Raw genomic sequence first — 20,462 nt, 5'->3', positions numbered from 1 at the left:
TTTAAACACACTTGAATTAATTTGTGTTGAATAAAATCACTCGTCATATTCCTGTTCAAAAACATCTTCAGGTAAATTATTTTTAAATTCTTTAATTTTTTCTTTCAGGTCGTCGTCATAATTTAAAGCTAAACTTGCCATTTCTGTAATTCTTGCAAGTTGACTTTTTATCATTCCGATCTCAAGCTTGTGAGCTTCGGGATTCTCAAATCCCTCTAAGTTAGGTCTAACCAAAACATCATAGATGTTTGCATGCGTCTTTGATGTCCCATCTAAATACAGATCATCAAATTGTCTCAAGACTCTCCCTCTTCTTTGAACAAATTGAGTTGGATTTCCTGTCGATGCAAGAACAATGCACCCCTTTGCTTCAGGCACATCCATGCCTTCATCAAGCACCCTATTAGCTAAAATCATATCATAATCTTCTTTTGCAAAGTCACGGAGATATTTTTTTCTCTTCCTTTTGTCTTTTGGACTGTCATGTGTAATTCTTTTAAAGACAGGTCTTGCATAACCTAAAGTTTCTGATGATTTCTCTAAAATTTTATCTATCTCATCATATTGTCTTTCCGAATAAAAAACTAAAAGATGTTTAATTTTTGTAAATGACTTCATAATTTTTATGAATGTGGGAATTTTCTGTGAAGCGTCTCTAATTATTCTTGATCTTTGTATGATTTTGTTTTGTCCCATACTTTTGACTCCTGGATCTTTTGATTTTAGATACCTGACTGCTTCATATGTTAATCTCTTGTACTCATCAAATTCAGTGGCAGTCAATTCAATAAAGTAAGGGTGGTAATTATATCCGCACAAATATCCTTTAAATTCTCCGCAAGAACAATTTTTTTTACTTTCTTTACAGTTTGAACATTCGTCAATTGCTCTTTTAAGATCAAAGTTAATTACCGTCGACAGTGGTTTTCCATCGTCACCTGTTTTTGTTCCAGAAAAATATTTTCGTAGATAGTCTGTTCCCTCATCATCAAAATATCTTACAATTGTTGCAGAAAGTGCTAATCGAAAATCATATTTTTCAGATAATCCCTTTCTTGCACCTTGTGTAAGTTCTTTTTTACCTAACATTAGTTCTTCCACATCTTCTAAAGTATTTCCTGCACCAACATGATGTGCTTCGTCAACAATTAACAAAGTTTTTGTGTTGCATTTTTCAATATTTTTAATTAAATTATCTGTTGAAAATTTGTTATGTGTGCAAATTACAACTGTCACTTGACTATTTTCAGTTTTATTTATTGCACTAATCTCCCTTCGTAGTGTTTTTGTCCAACCCTCTTCTAGTTTTATTGATGGTATGTGCCATTTTTTGAGTTCATCTTCCCATTGATCAACTAAATTTGTGTATGGTGCAGACACAACTACAAATAATTTTTTATGGATTGTTCGTAATCTGTCTATGCACCCAATGGCTGTGAATGTTTTTCCTGTACCTGTAGCCATTTCAAAAATTCCTCTGTTACCATTTTCTTGCCAATTCTGTATTGCATCGTTTTGATATTCTCTTAATTGAGGTGGAACAAACAATGATTCGGGAGGTTCTTCTGGCGCTGTCTCCTTGAAATAGTCTACTAATTCGGGTGTTAAGGGTCTGATCTGACATGTAATGTCTCCAATCTTGCATGTTTCATTGTTCCAAAATTCTTCAAATTTATCAAAATCTTTATCTCTTTGTCTTTTCTCTTTTGGAACCCAATGTCTGGATGTAGTTATGCGAATAACATCTGATTCATCTTTCTTTGCATCTATGTGACCGTGAAATGAAAGAGCTTCTCCGTGTTTATTGGTAAAAATTCCTACTTCGTTTACCAATACTTCTTCATCTCTAAGTTGCTCTCTGGTTAACGGATTGCCATTTTCATCTTGAGGAAGAATTAATTTTATTGTTAATTTTCCAGTTGATATCATCCATGCTAAAGCTTTAATGTGATCTTGCTTAAGACTATCTTCAATTTCATTTAATTCTACTTTCCATTTTTCTGTAATAATTTGCTCTCTAGAATTTTTTGAAAATGCTTCTTTGTCTTTTTCGTCAAAAACGGGTATTATTGCAAGTTGCATAGTTCCATCATTTTCTTTAATGAAATCTTGCAATCCTTCTGCACACTGTACAAATTTCTGTCCAGAAAAAATACCTCCAAATCTTTTGTAATAGTTACAATGCGGTAAAATCTTGTTAAAAAAATCTGCATATACAAAATTTCTATTTGAATTGTATTCGTAGTTAATGTCTAATTCTTCAAAAGAATTTATTTCATCCATCTTGTTCTCCAAGTAAACTCTCTATGTTTTTAATATCTAGTTTGTGACCTTTATGAAACTTGATTGTTTCTCCTGTCTCTTTTCCTTTTTCATTAATTATGGTCACTCCATCATAATCAATGAGTTTGACTTTAAAATCAAATTCTGCGTGATGATTTGGGCATAAAACAATCATGTTATTCAATGAATCCATTCGACTCTTTGCTAATTGATTGTAGTGATGAACATGTGAAAACTGTTTAATTTTTCCTCCTTTTTCATAATTTAATTCAAAATTACATTGTTGAATTTGACATTTGTTATTGTAAAGTTTTTTTAATTGTACCACATTAGATTGGTTTCTATCCAGTGCTTGAATTGATCTATGTTTTCTTTCTACTTTGCCGCGAGTCTTCTCAATTAGTGCTTTGTTGATTTTTGTTTTCTTAATTCTTTCAGAATTTGTTCTTTGTTTTATTTCAAATATTCCTTCGTTGGAAAAAATATTTGATTTTGACCTTTTTTTTAAAACCTCAAAAGGTTCACGACAATCATCTAATTTTTTAAAAAATAAGAAATAATTAACCTGCTTTCTATCTATCGTTTCGGGATAGATTATTTCTCCATATTTTAAATTCTTAGCTTTTTTAATTAAATTTGCAGTAACTCTAAAAGTTTCATTTTCAATTGTAATGTAGAATTTATCATCTTTTTTGATTTTATTCCAGACTTTGTTGCTGATAACTCCTTTATGCAGCCCTAAAACGTGATTACTACTATTCTTCTTTAGGATTTCTTTTGTTTGTTTATTGAAATTTTTTCTCTTAAACCCATTGAATTTTCCTTCATCAGAATTTTTTAAAATTAAAATAAATTGATTAGACATGACTAAAAAATAATTACTAAATGTCTATATTGCTGCCGTATTGATCAATCATTTTTTCCAAATACAATTTTTCTGGTTCAGATAAATCTGCATACTGTATGTTTCTTTCAATTTTCTCTAACTCATCTTTTTCTGTAAAACTAACAAAACTATGGTTTCTTAGCGCAACACAAACTTTAATCTGTTCTTGTCTATCCCAAGGAAGGCTGTATACTGCCATGGTAAATAATCTCTTCTCAAATTATTAAGTATTATTATAATTTTAATTATTTTATTGTTTTAATTATTAAATTCATATTATTACAATGTAATACATTTTTTGACTATTATTGCAAAATCTTTATGAATGATTTCATTCTCTGTTTATTATGACTATTAACAAAATTATCAAAGATAGTTTTAATGATGATGGTGGCATGCCTAAAGAAATTCGAGACATTGTTAATTCCTTTTTGGAGGTAGAGGATTCTAATGCTAATGAAAAAGTAAAAGACAAAATGTATGAACAAATATTGCAAAATTCATTAAATCTAATGGAAAAAAATCAAAGAACAAGTATCTTGGAATGGTGTAAGGATTACTAATGACTGAAAAAAATAGTTTGTTAATACATAAAATTGAAATTAATAACTGTGGGGGTTTTCGCGGTAGTCATGAATTAGAATTTTCAACTGATCCAGAAAAAAATATCACAGTTATCCAGGCTGAAAGCGGTAGAGGAAAGTCAACTTCGTTTCAATTAATTTACTGGTGTCTGTATGGCGAATTTTTTAAACCTCAATCCAATACTACTTTGGATGACGAAGGATTAATCAACTTACCATCTTTAAATGAGTTACAACTTGGGAAAAAAGTAACTGGTTCCGTTTCACTTACAGTAAATGATGAAAATGGTGAACTGTATGTTCTAACACGTTCTGCAACTGCAACAAAACTTCGTGATGAAAATGGAAAGAAATTCGACAGATTAAATAATTCTAGAATTAATTCTGGCATACAAATTGAAACTGATTGCAAGCTTAGATTAAAAGATGAAAAAGAAGGTGGAATGTTTACTGAGAGAGATGATTCATTAATTAACGCAGAGATTAGATCATATTTGCCAAAAGATCTAAGTGATTTTGTACTGTTTGATGGTGAAAAGTTAATGAAATTTCAAAATTCTAATGACTCTAAAGCAATCATAATGGATGGAATTCAAAAACTTTCTGGATTGCCTGTAGTTGACTCATTGATAGAATCCACGGCCTATACTAAACAGGAAATCAAAAAACTAGTTGCAAGAAAAACAGGCGGTGCAGACGGTGAAGCACTTGCTCGTGCATTACAAGACGTTCAGGATGATATCGCAGATCAAGAAAAAATTAGGGAGACTAACAAAGGATTATTGTCAGAAAATAGGATTCGCTATAATGAACTTCAGGAAATTATGGGTAAAACTAAAGCTGGAAAAGATGTTCAGGGTAGAATCAATAAAAAAGAAAACGAGGTTAAAACTTTAAAAAAATTACAAAATAAAATCAATGATGAAATAAAACAATTTCTGTTCAAAAATGTTCCATACTTATTAATTCGAAACACCCTATTGGAATCCCAAAAAGATTTTGGCAGATTAGAGGAATTACAAAAAATACCCCCATCTATCACTTCTGAAGGAATAGATAAACTTCGAAATGCATTAACATGTGTATGTGGACGAGATTTTGAAGAAAATGATGAAGTATGGGATGAATTAGGCCGTGTTAAAGAAACAATTATTGATAGTGATATGGTGTCTAGTATCTCACAAGGTCGTGGACTAATTAGTCAAATTGTTGATCAATCAAATCCTGAAAAAATTAGACAAAGATATGATGAATTAGAGGACCATGAAATTGATATAACTCGTCAATTGAAAATTACTAAAACTGAGTTAGCTGAGCTATATGAGGAAAGGAGAACCCTTCCTTCATCTGGAACTGAAACTTATGAACAACTTGATAAAAAAAGTCGGGATTTGTTTAATGGAATAGGTAAAATACAGTCAAAGATAGACGATGCTAAAGAGCAATTACTTAATTTAGAAGATGACAAAACCAATCTAAATAAAAAATATGAAGAAGCTGTTTCACATGGAGAAAAATTTCAGGATGATAAAGACAAAGTAACTATTTTGAATGCAATTGAAAAATTATCTAAAGCAAAAAGGAAAGAAATCTCAGACATCTTAAGAGATACTGCAGAAAAAGCAACTAATGAATATTTTATGATGTCTGCTCCTCAAAAAGAAGAATTTGACAAAGTTATGATTACATCAAACTATGACATTTTAGCTGTAGATGAAAATGAAAACACAAAACTAACTTCAATGGGACAGTCACATGTTTTAGGATTATCTTATGTATTTGGTTGTCGAAGTATTACCGAAAAAAATACATTTTTGTTTATAGATTCTCCGCTACACAATATATCTGGAGAATTTAGAAATGAAGTGGCAGAAGTCTTGGCAAAATATTTGCCAAATGTTCAAATTGTTTTATTCGTGACTGACACAGAATATACATCAGGTCCGCTTGGTGAAATACCTGTTAGGGACATACTCAAACCAACCAATAAGATCTGGAAAGAATATGCGATTGAATTATGTAAAACTGACGATGGAAATACTACCAGATGTTTTAAGGAGATGAAATAAAATGTCCAATGAAGATAAATCAAAATTTGATTTTAATACCAGGGATGTTGGAAGAATCCTTCTTTCATTTGGAACGCTAAAAGTTGGATTTGATGGAAATGTTCCTGGCGTTTCAGATTTTTATTCAAAATTTAAAGGAAGTACACGGGACAGAACTTCATTTTTTAGTGGCTGTACGGATAAAGATATTTTCATTTATGCAATGTGTATTGGAAAACAAAAGGGATTGAAAAATGAATATTTGAAAGGAGAAAATGGGAAAATAGATAGAAAAGATCACATAGATATGGAATACTTCAAGCGAGATCCTGAATATCTTTGGATGATGTTGGCAACAGCATTAACAGAATCAAGGGATTTGGAGAGTGGAGAGCCCACATTGGATTCATTTGAACCAAAAAATGTTCTAAAAATATGCGAAGAATATGCAAATGCAGGAATTACTTTTCTTATGAAAATGAACAATGAATGCAGACCAACAGATCCGTATAGCGCATATGAAGAAAAATTAAAAGAACTTTTAGATGACTCATAAATGTATTATTTGCCACAAAGAGTTTGAGAATGATGATTCTTTAAAAAAACACGTGGATGAACATCTGTCTGAATCTGTATTAAGTAAACCTCAAGACGAATATGTTGATATTGGTAATCCAATCAATGAAGAAAATAAACCTATAAATTTTAAAAAAATTTTTTCAGAAGAAAAATTTGAAAAATTAATTGAATCCAAAATAAATCAAATATCTGACGTTCAAGAAATTATTGAAAAAAGAAATTTTGTAGAACAAATAAAAAAAATTAGTCAAAAAAACCCCTTTTGCTATCCCAGTTACTTCCTTGATGACTATTTTGCTGGAATGTCTACTGTGGACCTTCAAGAAAAATATCATATCTGGTTTTGGATGGATATTCACAACATTACACATAATATTTTGAAACTTAGTGAAACTAGGTATACTTCTAGAAAATATGATGAACATGAAGTAGGCGTTGCAAAGTCATTAAATTTGAAAATTGTAGATTGGAAAGAGAAGTATGAAACATTTCAAGAAAACTCTGAATTTTTCAAGGATGAAATTAACTCTTTATTTTTTGATAACATACTGCAAGCAGAAATATTGTTTTATTTGATGGATGATGAATCTACTGTTGAGGAAATTATAAAATCCTGTAAAAACTTGCAAGAACACTATGATTTATTTCATTTTATAGATAGTAATCATTTTGGTAAAAATAAATTTCTGATAAATTCATTTGATGAAATTTTAGAAAATGATTTAGAAGATAGAGTTAATGAAATTCTCATTAGACTGAAAAAAGAAAATATAATAATTCGATCAAAGAATGATCCAAAAAAATATGGTGTTAGTTTTTCTATTGACAAGATCAAAACTGAAATAATTAAAGGATTGAAAATTTCCAAACAAATGAAATATACTTTGGTAAGAAATGAAATTACAACCAAGTTTCCTGGATTAAGATTGATTCCAAAATTTGGGGTGTTTGAACAATCATTAACTGAGTTGGAAAAAGAGAAAATACTTCATACTTCATTTCCAACAACATCTCGAGTAGAAGACTCTGTATTGTTTTATGATGAGTTTTATCAAAAAATCTCCATTGATATTCACAACATTGAGACTGAACAGAAGAAAATTCCGTTTGTAGGAAGAAAAATTGATGCCGACCAATTTATTCTTGAATTGTTGGAATTAGACAAGGGTGATTTTGACGATGCAGACGATCAGGTTACTAGGGTGGCTGGGCTGGTTTTGGCCGAATCTGTGAAAATTCAATCACCTCATGAAAAAATCAGTGATTTTGATTTTACTATTGATATAAAAAATTATGATTTTCGACCAGAACAATTGGAGGCAATTGCAAAATTAAATTTTAAAATAAATTCTGAAATTCTACATGTCAAAGTAATGGTAGATGAGAAACTCAGTTTTAAAAAATACTTGGAACTAAAAAATAAAATACCTCCAAACGAGCAAGGCACAATAATTACATTTCAAGCATTATCTGATCAAATTAAAAATGACATGAAAAATGACGCTACAATACAAATCATTGACGAGGAGGGCGTAAGGATATGGGTATCAATTACGCCACAAATACCTGCAAGGGTAAACTCTATCTCAAAAATCACTTTTGACCCTCTAAGTGGGCTGGAAAACAAAATTGTCAAGGTGAGTTCTGTATTTTACGAGACGGGAATTGCTATAGTCAATGTGTTTCCGGAAATGAAGGAGGCAACAGTACTTGCACGAACCTTGGAAGAAATACCTCTATTTGTTGAAGGTGCAAATAATTTTAATGAATCTGCAAATGAGTATTCTAATTTTCTAACTGTTATTTTTACCACGTCTAACTACGATGATGTGATTGATGGCATTTTAAAAAATGAATTTAAAGATGTAAGCAACTCTGTAGATTTTTTCAAGTTTGAATTTGATTACAATGTAGTTGAACTTAATTTTTCACATTACAATAAGCGAGATATTTTTAATTGTAATTGCATAAAATATGCTGAAAATAATTTAAATTTTTGTAAACACCTGATCACTGCATTGGATTATTTGTTTAGGTATCATTCAAAACAAAACAAAATAAGAGAAAAATTAGAGATATGGATCACTGCTAACATCTCAATTATTTTGGATAGGTTAGATGTGACTGAAGAAAATGATGCCAATGCAGAGGTTGCTGATTTTATTTTCGGTAAACTCAAACTTATGAAAGATCTTTGATGTTGTCATATTTTGATTTATTAGGCATGATTTCTATGTATTTTTCCAATAAATTAAACATCTCTACATAGGAATAGTCTGCATAGTTTTCTTCTGAATCCTTTTTCTCAAAATTCTCTTTAATTGTTGTTCGAAGTTCGTTTATCTTTTTGATGGTTTCCTCTAACGTATCATTTTTTAAAAATAAATTTGATTTTTCTTGTTCCTCATAATCATCTGTTCTACTGTTATTTGCTTTTGCCTTTCTAATATTTTTTAACTTTTTTGTGATGTCTGAATCATTATTTCTGTACCACGGATCAAATCCCAGCAAATCTAGAAAGTTTTCCCAGGTTTTGAATTTTTTCTCGTAATCGCCAATGTCGATTACCGATAATTCATTCATGTCCTGTTTTGTTGGAACTCTTTCTATCTTGTTTTTTACGTTTAGAAAATACAATATCTGTGAAATTTGATTTGAATTCTTTTCATCCAATGCAAGACTGATAAAATGTTCCTCGTCCCCCCAATTCTCATTAACAAAATATTTCATATGGTTGCTTTTGTTAAATAGGCGTCTTAATTTCATTGGAGCAAGTTCACCAATTCGAATATACTTCATTAATGATTTGAGAAATTCTGCCTGACCTTTGCTGATGTCAATGTCCTCTGCTGCAACATTTTCCATGTCTGTAGTTTTGAATTTTGAATTTTTATCTGGCACATAGGCGTCCTGGCACTCTGTACAAATTTGGGTGTCTCTCATTCTTGGTGGGGGTGTTCGAAATGTTTTTGAGCAGATCTTGCAGCGCATACCTTTTACCTACACCCTGACGGAGTCATGCTGCTTTACAGTATGAACATTTGGGTGCCATTTTTTGTGATACTCGTCATGCTGGGTATGAATTGGAATTAGTTTCTTGGCGTTTGCGCCATCTATGACATGTTTAATCTGTGTCCCATCGCCATGGCCTGAAACGTGAACCTGATTCCAGTCACGCTCCCTGCTGATAACCCCGAATCTCTCAAACCAATTCTTGATTTGTTCGGCCTTTAGCTCCATCTCCAAGTCAAACGGCTCAGTTAGAGAGCGAATGTAGGAAGAACCAGGATTGGGTTTTACGTCAATCAGGTTTTGCAAGTTAAAGTCGCTGCAATAAAACACAAATTCCTTTTGATTTTTTGCAATGTCGCGATAGTCAACGACATTTGGATAGTCCAGAAATTCCCTTTGCCATGTTGCATAGTCTTTGTAAAGTTGATCCTGAGAAAACTTGCCCAAATCCTTGTCTATTAGACTCCATGTTCCGCGCGGAATGAAAATTTTGATATTTTTGTCATCTGGTGCCGGATACAGTTTGCTACAATGTACAGAGCTAGAAAACAGCTTCAACAGGTAAGCTTGCTTTAGGTCAATTGCCAAGTATCGTCCGGAATTTTTTGCAGCAAGATAAAACGACATCAGTCTGTCCAAATCCCTGACAGGATAGCCGCAGATGACAAGCTCCTTGGTTTCGTCAATTATTTTGCTGGAAATACTTTCCACGTCAAACTCTGTCATTGATGATTCTGATTCGACACGTGTACCTTCACACAAAATCAAGTCAAGTGATGACTCTCCACACTTTTCTACAAATCTTTCCGTGTCGTCTGCACGTCTTCCGTGAAACCGCAAATCGCCTGTGTTTGCAATTGAACCTGATGACGTATGCAGGATAAACGCGTCAACTCCCGGAACGGAATGGTCCACTGGCATTGGCACGACATCTATCGAGTCAATTGAGAATTCCTTTCCTTCGTCAAAAACTCTAATCTCCCTTGGAATCGGTGGGTTTGTCTTTGATGTTGCTCTGCTGATTTCACCTTTCTTGTTTGTATATGTTTGAAATCTCTCCTTTACTGAAAGGTACTGATCAGTTCCAGTGTCGTCATAATTTTGCATTATCAGCTTTGATGCCTCTGAGCAGTAAATTGGAATGTCAGGTCTGAGATATGATATGTACTTGCAGTGATCCACATGTGCATGTGTCAGCAGTACCGCGTCAATTTCTGTTTCCTCTTCACCTCCCAAGTCCATGTGCTTTGTGTAGTCAGTTCGATACATTCCTGGAATGTTTGGCAAAATTCCCAGCTCAAACAAGTCAGCCAGGCTGTTTGACGTGCGCGCATTCATGAACTGCGAGAAAAACTTTCCCTCGTCGCCAAAACTCATTCCAAAGTCCATCAGAATTTTGGTCCCCTTGTCTTCTACGAGGAACTTGTTTCCCCCAATGTCGTTTACTCCCCCGTGAAATGTAATTTCAGTCAATGTGAATAATGAGAATATCTAGAATAAAAGCATCATGTACATACTGTGGATGACTAATTTTGTTTTAATTCCATAATACAATGTAATAATTATTTTATCACATTGTATCCCTCATCGACCTCAAAGTTTCTTTTTTGGATCTTATCTGTTCGTAATACTCGTATGCCTTTTGGCCTTCCCCGTTTGACTCGTAGAGATTGATTAGGGTGTGTATTGTTTCAAGGTCTTCAGGATCTTTTGCAATTGACAGCTTTAGATACTTTTCAGACAGTTTCATGTTTCCCAAATGGTGGTAAGACATTCCTCTGTAGTAGTCTGAAACTGAATCGTCTTGCGCTAGCTCGATGCAGTTCCAAAACTCCCCCAGCGCCTCCTTTATACAGCCCTCACCGGCAAAAATCAATCCCAGATGATAGTGGCCTGCATAATTGCTTTGTTTTGCCAAAAATTCAAGCAGATATTTTTTTGACTCTTCGAATTTTTTTTCATGAAACAGTGACATTGCAAGATCATACAAGCAGTCAACCTGTGTCGAGTCCATCTTCAATGCTTTTTTGTATGCATCTGTTGCCTGCGAGTATTTGTGCAGGTTGTAATGTATCTCCCCCAAATTGTAAAAGTATTGTCCAACTTCACGAAACACGTCCTTGGATTCGATTTTTGGCAGCTCTGAATTATCAGAACGTTTCAGATACTCACTTGCAGAGTCATTGAATGATTCAATTTTTTCTGAATACCTCTGTACAGCCATTTCCCAGTACATTTTTGACTTGACTTCATCAAATGAGGAATAGACATCCCCCAGACTGTGAAATGCGCGCGGATCATGTGGATCAAGTGCTATGATCTTTTTGTAGCAGTCAATTTTATCGCTGATTGTAGATGTGTCGTTTGCCTGGTTCAGCAAAGAGTCCTTGGTGGAGTGTGAAGTACTCATTGGATTTCCTCCTCAAAGCAATCAAGACACATTCCGTCAAGAACCTGATGGTTATCTAGCTCCAAATGGCCTAGCCATTTGTCACATGCTCTACATGGCATGTGTAGTGGAACCTGATCCTTTACCCCCCCAGTCTCTATGATTACTCCTGGAACCAGTTTGTGACAACAAGCACACTTTACCATCGAGTGCTTATGTCCGCCCTCTTTGGCATATCTGGCAAAAAGACCCTCAGTCTTTGAACCGTTTTTGTAAAACTCGGCAATATTTTGGCCCTTGCCTTTTGGGATTAGTTTGGAAACTCTTTGTTTCATGATTAATAATGGATTCCTAGTGTCTAGAGGAAAATACTGAATAATACAAAAATAATTTGTACCATTTTTAATAATTTTTTAATAATCCAGAAATTATTTGGACTGATTTAGTTTTTGTTTTGCTTGAACATATTTTTGCATCATATAGTCATTATCTTCTTTGGATAACTTTCCAAGATCACATACAAAGAGATAACAATCTGCCACATCCTGATATTGATTCAAACGTTCAGAAATTAGTGCTCTTAGATACCAAAAATCTGCAAAATATCTGTCCAATTCTATTGCAGACTTTATGACATCTAATGCTTCCCAATACCTCTCAGCATTGTAATGTCCAACTGCCATTGCTAAATGAGCTTTCATGAATGTAGGATCTTTTTCTATGGCTTTTTGGAAACAGTGAAAAGGTTCCTTTGATATTGTTGAATCCCCATATGTTTTATTTGAAGTAAGATTTAGTAATCTATTTCCTCGGGTGTACCAAAAATCTGCATCTTTATCGTTTATGTCTGCATTTGATGTGGGTTTGGATTCTAATTCTCTTTTTTTAATAAAATTCCACTCTTTCTCCAATCCCATATGAGACAATTTAGAATAGATTGCACCTTCATTTCTTTCAAAATGTGCAGCCAATGCAGTAATCATTTCACTTTTTGGCAAAATTTTCTCATCAAAACCATAATCCTGTGGATTCATCCACATATCCTCTAAATTGTATTCTTCACTTTCTGTCCATTTTTTATACGCATTACGATATTTTTTTTTCATTTCATCCATGTATGTTGATTTTTTCTTTGGTTCTGCAACTGGTTCTGCAACTGGTTCTGCAACTGGTTCTGCAACTGGTTCTGCAGACCCCTGTGAATCTTCTTGTATTATAATTTTTTCACCTTCTATTTTTAAAAGACTAAAATTTAGAAATGGTCGAGGTTTAAATGAGATGTCCATATTATTTCATATCATTTACACTACTTGAATATTTTTAATTTGATTTAATTTTCCCTTCTTTTAATTTGGTTATCATTTCAGATGCTTCTCCTTTTGTTTTTGGGGCATTCTCATTTCCACCTAAATTTTTAATGTATTGTTTTTGTGCATCAGTTGCAGGATCATTTGACCATTTTGGTTTTTCAACATTGTTCTGTTTATTTTTAAATTGATTGATTTTAATTTCTTTTTGTAATTCATTTAAAATTTCTACTTTTATTTCTAATGCTATGTGATCATCTGGATTTATTTTTAATCCTTTTTCAATAAACTCTAGTGCTAGAGAATATTTTCCACTACGAACTAATGCTGAACTTATGTTAATTAGAGCCTGATAATTAGTCTCATCCAGTAATAGTGCCTTTTTGCAACTTTCTACTGTACCTAAATTCGTTAAAGCAATCACATCGTTCTCATCAATCTTAAGAACTTTTTCAAAATATTTTTTTGCAACTGTTTTAATTCCAAGTGATTCTAGCGCGCAACCTATATTGTTTAAAGCCGTCACATCATTCCCATCCAGTAATAGTACTTCTTGATTACACTCTAACGATTTTTGATATTCTCCAAGTTCTTGTAAAACATTTCCTTTAGTAATTAAAACAAATTTTCTTGTACTCACAGATAAATTTTCAGTCTTATGAGTTGAATTATTTTTATCTATTGTCAGTGCCTTGTCGAAACACTCTAACGATTTTTGATATTCTCCAATATTGCGTAGTGCATCAGCTTTTGTAGCCCAAGCATCAACATCATTCAAATTATTTGACAGTATCTTTTCAATACACTCTAACGATTTTTGATATTCTCTAAGATGTATTAGTACCCTAGATTTAGTTCCCAAAGATATTCTATCTATTTTATCGATCTCTAGAATTTTTTCACAATAATGCAATATGTCCTGATATCTTTTCTCATGAATCAAAAAACGTATGAACTCATGAATTGGTTTGATGGATTTACTCTCTGCGTTTTTTATTCCATCTTTAAAACATCTTTCTGCTTGATCATTCAGTTTTAGTTCATGATATGCTTTTGCACGTTGTATATGTGCAATAAACTGCTGTGGATCTATAAAAATAATTTGTGAACACCATTCAATAATTTTGTGCGGTTCATCACTAGACTCAATTTTCTCAAAAAATTCTTTTATTTGCGAATCTTTTTCATTTTCTAATGCTTTTTTTAATTCTTCTTTAGATTCATTATCGATACTTTTTTGCAAATCTGTAAAATCACGACGTTCAAACGAAATATCACGCATACTGACTTATCTCATATCCTATAATTGTGTATTATGTTGATTTTTTGACCCTTTTTGCTGCGGGGCCTTTGGGTCCTTCACCCACTACAAACACAATTTTATCGCCGTCGGTAATGAATCCATCAACGTCAGATTTGTGTACGAACATATCGTCGCCACCTTCTCTTTCGATAAAACCAAAGCCCTTAGTACGGTCAAACCATTTTACGGTTCCTGTTTCTTTGTTAGTTTTAAAATTCTCTTCATCCACTTTTTTTTCTAATGCTCTAATTTTATTATATTTGTCAATATCAAATATGGAATAAAATGACTTCAAAAAACTATTTTCATCAACAATTTTGGCATTCAAAATTTTCAAATTTTTTAATTCATTTAATTCATTACCAATCAATTCATTACACATCACTTTCTCCATAGTTGCATTTTGACTTGAAAAACCAACGACAATTCGAACAATATTTAGAATTATGGGATAAGAATAGCAAAATATCAGTACTAATTTTTTAATTAATTCTAATTCTTTTGTCGAATACTGTGTATCTTGAAAGTCATGTGTTAGTTTATTTCTATTTTTTTTAATTTCATTAAAGAAAGTTAACCAATCTTCCTGATAATTATTTTGAAAATATTCTTTTAAATCTAAATCCTCAATTTCTATTATTTTGTTTAAAAAGTTCATAAAATCTGCATGTGGATTTAATTTAAAATTAATTTTTTTCTCATAAATTATTTGTTGAAGAATTAACACAGTAAAATCATTAATTTTATTTTGAATTTGAGTATCATTTTCAAGAAGTTTCTTCCCATAAGTGATGCCGCCTTTATTGTCCATATCAATTGCTGCTCTAATTGAGTCAACTACTTTAAATTCAAAAAAGGAAATCATCCTATATAGTAAATAATTTTTTAATTGTATTTCTATATCTGAACCTGAATTTAATTTAGTCGTGATTTCTTCTAATCTATCGGCTTCCTCATCGAAATTGTTGGGTTCTTTCGGATAATGCATATTTCCTACCTTAATTTTTTCCTAACTTTGTAGTTAAAGTTTTCAGTTATCTTTGAATCTTGTCCACTTTTGGCTAATTAATTATGGTATTTTTTCTTACAAAAGATAAATTTCTCTTTCATTTTTTATTGTGATATTTTTCTATGTCTTTTATCCTATTTCTTACTGTTACCTCATTTACACTTGCAGCAATTGCAATATTTCTCAAAGTATGTTTGTAATTTTTTAATCTACAAACATAACATAATGCAGCTGCTGCAAGACCTATTGGATCCTTTCCTGCTTGATCACTTAATTGATCCACAATATCGCATGCATGTTTTTCAATAATTGCATTAATTGGAGGTTCAGTCCTAGATGCTATTCGTGATATGAATTTTTTTGGAGACATGATTTCAGTCTGAATCTCAAAAGTTTTTTGTATGGTTCTAAAGTACCGAATGAATATTGTTGTTTTGCAATTACAATGTCTCATGAAATCTTTTATGGTTTTGCTTTGACCTGATTCCCTACATGCCAGATATAGACAAGCTGCTGAAAGAACAAGGGCGTCTCTTCCCGCAGTCATTTTCTCTTTTTTGACATCTCTGAATATTTCTGCTCCACGTTGTTTAATTTCTTCATTAATTTTTAATTCATTGCAGAGTCTAATTATTTCGTTATTTGCTTTAATTATTGTTTTTATGCCCTTTGATTTACTACGTTTATCTTGAGTAATGATGCCGTACAGATAATTATTGCTTTTTCCATTTTCAACATAAGTTGCCTTTACTTGTTTGCCGAATGCATCCTTGCCAGTTTGTGATATTATTGTTCCCATTTGCATCATTGGATCCTCTTGAGGGCCTGTCCTGCCACCTGAACCCTCTTTTTTAGTTTCATCTGTAGCATAATCAATATTTGGTTCATCTACTACTATACCACAACCACTACATGATTTTTCCTTAGTGTCAAAATCTTCCACTATGGATTTTTTACCACATTCAATACATGCAGTACCTGTTTCTTTTACCTGATTTTTCACGTATTGCATTACACTCTTCTCCTTAATGTGATTTTTTTATAACCTTCATAATGGAATTGATCATATTTTTGATTTAGATTGCTACTTTGTATCACATTTTATTATGATATTATACTGTTATCTGAATAATTTTGAACAATACAAAAATAATTTGTACAATTTATGAATTAAATTTCAAAAAATCATATTCAAATTTTTAGTTTAATTTAAAATATTTGTAAATTTAAAATAATTCCTTATTGTGGTTATTATTTGTATTTTGGGAAGCAGTCTCTGCAATATACATGTCTGCCTTCTTTTGGTTGGAATGATACTTTGCAATCAGTTCCACACTTTGTACACTTCGCATCATACATTTTTTCTTCTTTGAGTTCTCTCTCTATTTCTTCATAGTTTTCTAAAAAGTCAATACATGATTCACTGAGATATCTCTTTTCACTCATCTTTCTATGTTTTTGTCGAAATTTAGGATCTATTTCAACTACTTTTGCATTTTCAGCTATTAAAAAAAACCTATCCATTCCTTGTGGTATCTCTAGATATGTGTTATCTCCATAAAAATATCTGTCATGATCTTCCAATATTTTTTTTCCACGAATTATTTTGACTTCTAGTTTGATTCCTTTACTTTTTAAAAATTCTTTAAATTCTTCAATGGAATCTTTCATCCATTTACAATATTTTTTATTCTTAAATGCATCAATGCTTGTAAGTAGATGCAATTCAGTCATTTCAGAATCTTCGGGAAAATGCTGGATAAAGTAATTGATAGTACGAGAATTCATGTATGGATCAACAAAAAGTCCACGTTTTCCACATCTTCTAATGATTTTCTTAAACACTTCAGAATTCACCTCAGGAGAATAAAGAAGGTAAGTTAGATTTTTAGTATATTTCAAATAATCATCACGAACTAAGTTATCAAAAATTCCTTTTTTCTCTGGCTGAAATTCACATATGTGTTCAAACGCCATGGTGATGTCTTCTTTAATTTCATCTTTACATTTTTCAACAAATTTTGTCTGATATGTCTTCAAAAAATCCTCAAATTCAACATTTTTTGCACTATTCATCCATTCTGACTCCTCAAATGACTTTAAAAATCTCAGAAAATCTGCATCATTTTGTAAAATAGGTTCTAGTATTTTAGATAACTCTGAATTTTCAAAAATTAGTAAAAATTTTATTTTTTTAATTTGATTCATTATTTTTATTCCTTCATCCATTTCCCCTCTAACAAAATAATTATTTGCAGATTCACTTAATTTTGAAATTTTCTTTTTTTGTTCAATTAATGTTTTACAATCAAAGTGTTTTACTTTTGATGTGGCGGGATTCCAAAAAACATCTTCTCCTACAAATATTTTTTCACCACATTCAATACACTTATTTTCAAATTTACTTGGAAGTCGAACCCATTTTTTAATAAAATAAATTCTGTTGTCTACTGCTACATAATACAGAGCTTGTAAATTTGAAAAACCTGGATGTTCTTCCTTTTTTTCTTCTAACTGTTTCAGGATTTCCTCTGTACTGATATTTTTTTCTTTTTCAATTATTTTTAGCAATTCAGCAAAATATTTGAAGTTATCAATAGAATTTTTTTCTTTAAATGTAGCAAAAGATAACATTGCTTCATTTTCTACTTTTTCTTTTTCAATTTCCTCAATTTTTTTATTTTTTGCAGAAATTATTTTTTGATTCTCTATTTCCTTTTCTTTCAAAGAAATTTCTAAATTTTTTTGAGATACCTTTTTTTCATTATTTTTATTTTGTATCCATTTTGCATACTCAACCATAGATTCTGCCAAATAACTTGCTTTGATTTCAAGTAGGGTAATTCCAATTTGGGATATTTTTTCATCAATTACTTTATTATCTAATTCTTCTAAAAATTGTATGTTTTTCATATTTTCTAATAATGAATTATATCTTTGTGGGATTGCATTTTGCTTTACATAATTTTCATTTACATAACTAACTAATTCGTCATTTTTACATACTGGGCAGAGGAAATGGTCCTTGAAAACTTCCAATCGCATTCCATGACAAGTACTACAAATTTTCATAAATTCTATTTGACTTATTCTTTATAAATATAATTTCAGAACTGGTATTTTAAAAATTTTTTTAGTATGTATAGTCATACAAATTGTATGGATTATTTATCTGACGACCAAATTAAAATATTAATTATTTCAAAAGAATCTCCTACAATATGTGACACCCTTATGGAAGAAGATTTTGATGGACGGTGCCTAGATCGTTTAATTAAAAATACTTCTGATTTTAGTTATTTTTCACTTTGTCTAACCCTTATGGTTAATACTATAGTTAAAAATAAAATTCAAAATATTATAAAATCTAAATTAGGTCAAGATGGATTAGAAGAATTAAATTCTGCTTTGAATATATATATGCACGATGCTAAAAATGATGTACTTGCTGAACAATACACGCAAGAGGAACGTGACACTGCAAATAATGAATCTACAGATGTTTTTAAGTATAATACCCCTGAAGAAGATAGGGATGATTGGGATTATTATTAATCTAAAATAATTTTCAATAATTTTTTTATTTCATCATGTTTAATTTTTTGCAAAACATTCTAATCTGAAATTGTTCTGAACTATCAAACTCGGTAAATGCAAACATACAGCTAATTTTTGATTTATCTTTTGCATTTCTATTTGTTATTTGTGGATTCTTCCATCTTTCATACATTATAAAAAAATTTAATTTTATCTCATATGGTAATGTATTCCAAAATTTATTTCCAAATGTATCTAGTTGCCACAGAAAATTGCTATTTTTTAATAATTTCATTTTAACTCCTAGTTTGAAAATCCTCTATTACCAAATATTTTGGAATCCCGTGTGCGGTATTTCGTTTTTGTATTAATGCTAATTTGTGAAAATCTGTGTGTCTTTTCATTCGTTCTAGGCACAAATCATCGTCAATTATTTCCATGTTGCACAGATTACACAAAATCTTTTTTTTAAGAAAATTTTTCCTCACAGTATTTTTTTCTATATTTTTAAGATATGCTTAAAAATGGATTATACGAAATAATGTTGTACAAAATGGATATTTTTATTGCTCCTATTGGCGTCAATACAGGTCATGTCAAAACATGGCTTCAAGAAGAATCCCGTAATGCATTCACGTTATGGATTATTCATAGTAAAAAACCTAGTCTTAATCCAGATAAAACAATAAAAAATGATTTGCCAAAAATTGCAAAAACATTAGGTAAGGAACTAAAAAAATCATATTCCCGAATTAAAATAAAATATAAAACCATTGATGATGCATTCACACTTGAACCGTTAATGGATGCAGTAAATGATGTTATTGCATCAGAGGAATCTGAAAACCCAATACCTCGACAAAATTTTGTAATAAATATTACAGGAGGTACAAATGCCATGGCTGCAGCTTCCATGAATGCTGCAATGGAATTTCAAATCAGAGCTCAATATGTGAAAGAAGATAAAGAAAATAATCCCAACATAAAATGTACTTTGGATGTTCCGGTTCCATCTAAATTTGAATCTCGATTAAATAATAATCAACTTGAAGCATTACAAATAATTGCAAAATCTGATCACTTGATTCACAATACTCCTCGTGGAATGGATTCGCCGACAATTAAACATGCAATAACAAATCATGAATTGTTGGTAGAATTAGGATTTGACAAAAAAAGAAAAGGACTAAAAAATGGAGCCACTACATTAAATGGTATTGTAAAATCCCTTGAAAAATCCAAATACATTACCAAAAGAAAAATACAACACTATGTACATCCAAAAACTGGAGAAAAACTACCTGATGACTCTGTTATGGATAATACTATGAAGAAACCTAGAGTCAAATATCTTAAAAGAATGGGATTTGACTCTGAGACTTTTTTCTGTGATTTGCCTCTTGATGTTGAAGAAAAAGGTAAAGGAATTTTGTTGGTAATCACGCCTCTGGGACTTCAAAAGTCAAAAAATAACTATCTCACAAGTAAATAGTACAAATTATTTTCGTATTATCTACTATTTTTC

The 20,462-nt window shown here is 31.4% G+C and carries 19 protein-coding genes; 6 read left to right on the top strand and 13 right to left on the bottom strand.

The genetic code is table 11. From position 1 onward, the window contains the following. Positions 1–36: 36 nt before the first annotated feature. From NMSP_RS06030 to NMSP_RS06020, 3 genes are read right to left on the bottom strand one after another with little or no spacing between them, the layout of a single operon-like run. Positions 37–2,283: a DEAD/DEAH box helicase family protein gene (locus NMSP_RS06030; RefSeq protein WP_086907921.1), complete on the bottom strand. Its 2,247-nt coding sequence runs from the start codon at positions 2,281–2,283 to the stop codon at positions 37–39. Then, the gene (locus NMSP_RS06025) at positions 2,276–3,148 is read right to left on the bottom strand and encodes an HNH endonuclease (protein WP_086907920.1); all 873 of its coding nucleotides are present in this window, start codon (positions 3,146–3,148) and stop codon (positions 2,276–2,278) included. Before NMSP_RS06025 ends, NMSP_RS06030 begins: the two co-directional genes overlap by 8 nt. Positions 3,149–3,164: 16 nt before the next feature. Further along, positions 3,165–3,368 carry a hypothetical protein gene (locus tag NMSP_RS06020; RefSeq protein ID WP_086907919.1) on the bottom strand — a complete coding sequence of 68 codons (204 nt, stop codon included), beginning with the start codon at positions 3,366–3,368 and terminating at the stop codon, positions 3,165–3,167. Between the two features lie 148 nt (positions 3,369–3,516). On the opposite strand from NMSP_RS06020, the gene NMSP_RS06015 reads away from it, so the two are divergent. Genes NMSP_RS06015 through NMSP_RS06000 form a run of 4 tightly spaced genes read left to right on the top strand, consistent with a single transcriptional unit; the run spans position 3,517 to position 8,578 of the window. Further along, on the top strand, positions 3,517–3,732 hold the full coding sequence (locus tag NMSP_RS06015) for a hypothetical protein (protein ID WP_086907918.1): 216 nt from the start codon (positions 3,517–3,519) through the stop codon (positions 3,730–3,732). Continuing rightward, the gene (locus tag NMSP_RS06010; RefSeq protein ID WP_086907917.1) at positions 3,732–5,822 is read left to right on the top strand and encodes an SMC family protein; all 2,091 of its coding nucleotides are present in this window, start codon (positions 3,732–3,734) and stop codon (positions 5,820–5,822) included. Before NMSP_RS06015 ends, NMSP_RS06010 begins: the two co-directional genes overlap by 1 nt. Before the next feature lies 1 nt (position 5,823). Continuing rightward, a complete protein-coding gene (locus tag NMSP_RS06005; RefSeq protein ID WP_086907916.1) occupies positions 5,824–6,357 on the top strand; it encodes a hypothetical protein in 534 nt (177 codons plus the stop codon). Then, a complete protein-coding gene (locus NMSP_RS06000) occupies positions 6,347–8,578 on the top strand; it encodes a hypothetical protein (protein WP_086907915.1) in 2,232 nt (743 codons plus the stop codon). The genes NMSP_RS06005 and NMSP_RS06000 overlap by 11 nt, the downstream gene beginning before the upstream one ends. On the opposite strand, the gene NMSP_RS05995 is transcribed toward NMSP_RS06000, so the two are convergent. The 9 genes from NMSP_RS05995 to NMSP_RS08615 form a co-directional block, all read right to left on the bottom strand. Beyond that, entirely contained in the window at positions 8,562–9,281 is a 720-nt protein-coding gene (locus tag NMSP_RS05995; RefSeq protein ID WP_152023820.1) for a homing endonuclease associated repeat-containing protein, read from the bottom strand. The genes NMSP_RS06000 and NMSP_RS05995 overlap by 17 nt on opposite strands. A 99-nt stretch (positions 9,282–9,380) precedes the next feature. Further along, positions 9,381–10,865: an MBL fold metallo-hydrolase gene (locus NMSP_RS05990; protein WP_086907913.1), complete on the bottom strand. Its 1,485-nt coding sequence runs from the start codon at positions 10,863–10,865 to the stop codon at positions 9,381–9,383. Positions 10,866–10,962: 97 nt separating this feature from the next. Next, positions 10,963–11,802, bottom strand: a complete 840-nt coding sequence (locus NMSP_RS05985) for a tetratricopeptide repeat protein (protein WP_086907912.1) — start codon at positions 11,800–11,802, stop codon at positions 10,963–10,965. Beyond that, positions 11,799–12,116, bottom strand: a complete 318-nt coding sequence (locus NMSP_RS05980; RefSeq protein ID WP_086907911.1) for a hypothetical protein — start codon at positions 12,114–12,116, stop codon at positions 11,799–11,801. Before NMSP_RS05980 ends, NMSP_RS05985 begins: the two co-directional genes overlap by 4 nt. Positions 12,117–12,209: 93 nt before the next feature. After that, positions 12,210–13,067 carry a tetratricopeptide repeat protein gene (locus NMSP_RS05975; protein WP_086907910.1) on the bottom strand — a complete coding sequence of 286 codons (858 nt, stop codon included), beginning with the start codon at positions 13,065–13,067 and terminating at the stop codon, positions 12,210–12,212. Positions 13,068–13,101: 34 nt separating this feature from the next. After that, positions 13,102–14,370: a tetratricopeptide repeat protein gene (locus NMSP_RS05970; protein ID WP_086907909.1), complete on the bottom strand. Its 1,269-nt coding sequence runs from the start codon at positions 14,368–14,370 to the stop codon at positions 13,102–13,104. A gap of 31 nt (positions 14,371–14,401) precedes the next feature. Then, positions 14,402–15,379 carry a cold-shock protein gene (locus tag NMSP_RS08775; protein ID WP_318779012.1) on the bottom strand — a complete coding sequence of 326 codons (978 nt, stop codon included), beginning with the start codon at positions 15,377–15,379 and terminating at the stop codon, positions 14,402–14,404. Positions 15,380–15,497: 118 nt separating this feature from the next. Further along, a complete protein-coding gene (locus NMSP_RS05960; RefSeq protein ID WP_086907908.1) occupies positions 15,498–16,412 on the bottom strand; it encodes a transcription initiation factor IIB in 915 nt (304 codons plus the stop codon). Positions 16,413–16,651: 239 nt separating this feature from the next. Then, a complete protein-coding gene (locus NMSP_RS08615; RefSeq protein ID WP_225971257.1) occupies positions 16,652–18,472 on the bottom strand; it encodes a CxxC-x17-CxxC domain-containing protein in 1,821 nt (606 codons plus the stop codon). Between the two features lie 87 nt (positions 18,473–18,559). Here NMSP_RS08615 and NMSP_RS05950 point away from each other — a divergent pair, with 87 nt between their 5' ends. Then, positions 18,560–18,955 carry a hypothetical protein gene (locus tag NMSP_RS05950; protein WP_086907907.1) on the top strand — a complete coding sequence of 132 codons (396 nt, stop codon included), beginning with the start codon at positions 18,560–18,562 and terminating at the stop codon, positions 18,953–18,955. 25 nt (positions 18,956–18,980) lie between these two features. Here the strand turns inward: NMSP_RS05950 and NMSP_RS05945 are convergent, their stop codons facing one another. Further along, positions 18,981–19,232: a hypothetical protein gene (locus NMSP_RS05945; RefSeq protein WP_086907906.1), complete on the bottom strand. Its 252-nt coding sequence runs from the start codon at positions 19,230–19,232 to the stop codon at positions 18,981–18,983. 258 nt (positions 19,233–19,490) lie between these two features. On the opposite strand from NMSP_RS05945, the gene NMSP_RS05940 reads away from it, so the two are divergent. Next, the gene (locus NMSP_RS05940; protein WP_192866154.1) at positions 19,491–20,429 is read left to right on the top strand and encodes a DUF6293 family protein; all 939 of its coding nucleotides are present in this window, start codon (positions 19,491–19,493) and stop codon (positions 20,427–20,429) included. Positions 20,430–20,462 lie beyond the last annotated feature (33 nt).

The sequence above is a fragment of the Candidatus Nitrosomarinus catalina genome (assembly GCF_002156965.1).
GTDB lineage: Archaea > Thermoproteota > Nitrososphaeria > Nitrososphaerales > Nitrosopumilaceae > Nitrosopumilus > Nitrosopumilus catalinensis.
The sequence above is the reverse complement of the archived record's forward strand: the minus strand, read 5'-3'. Positions and strand labels throughout refer to the sequence as shown.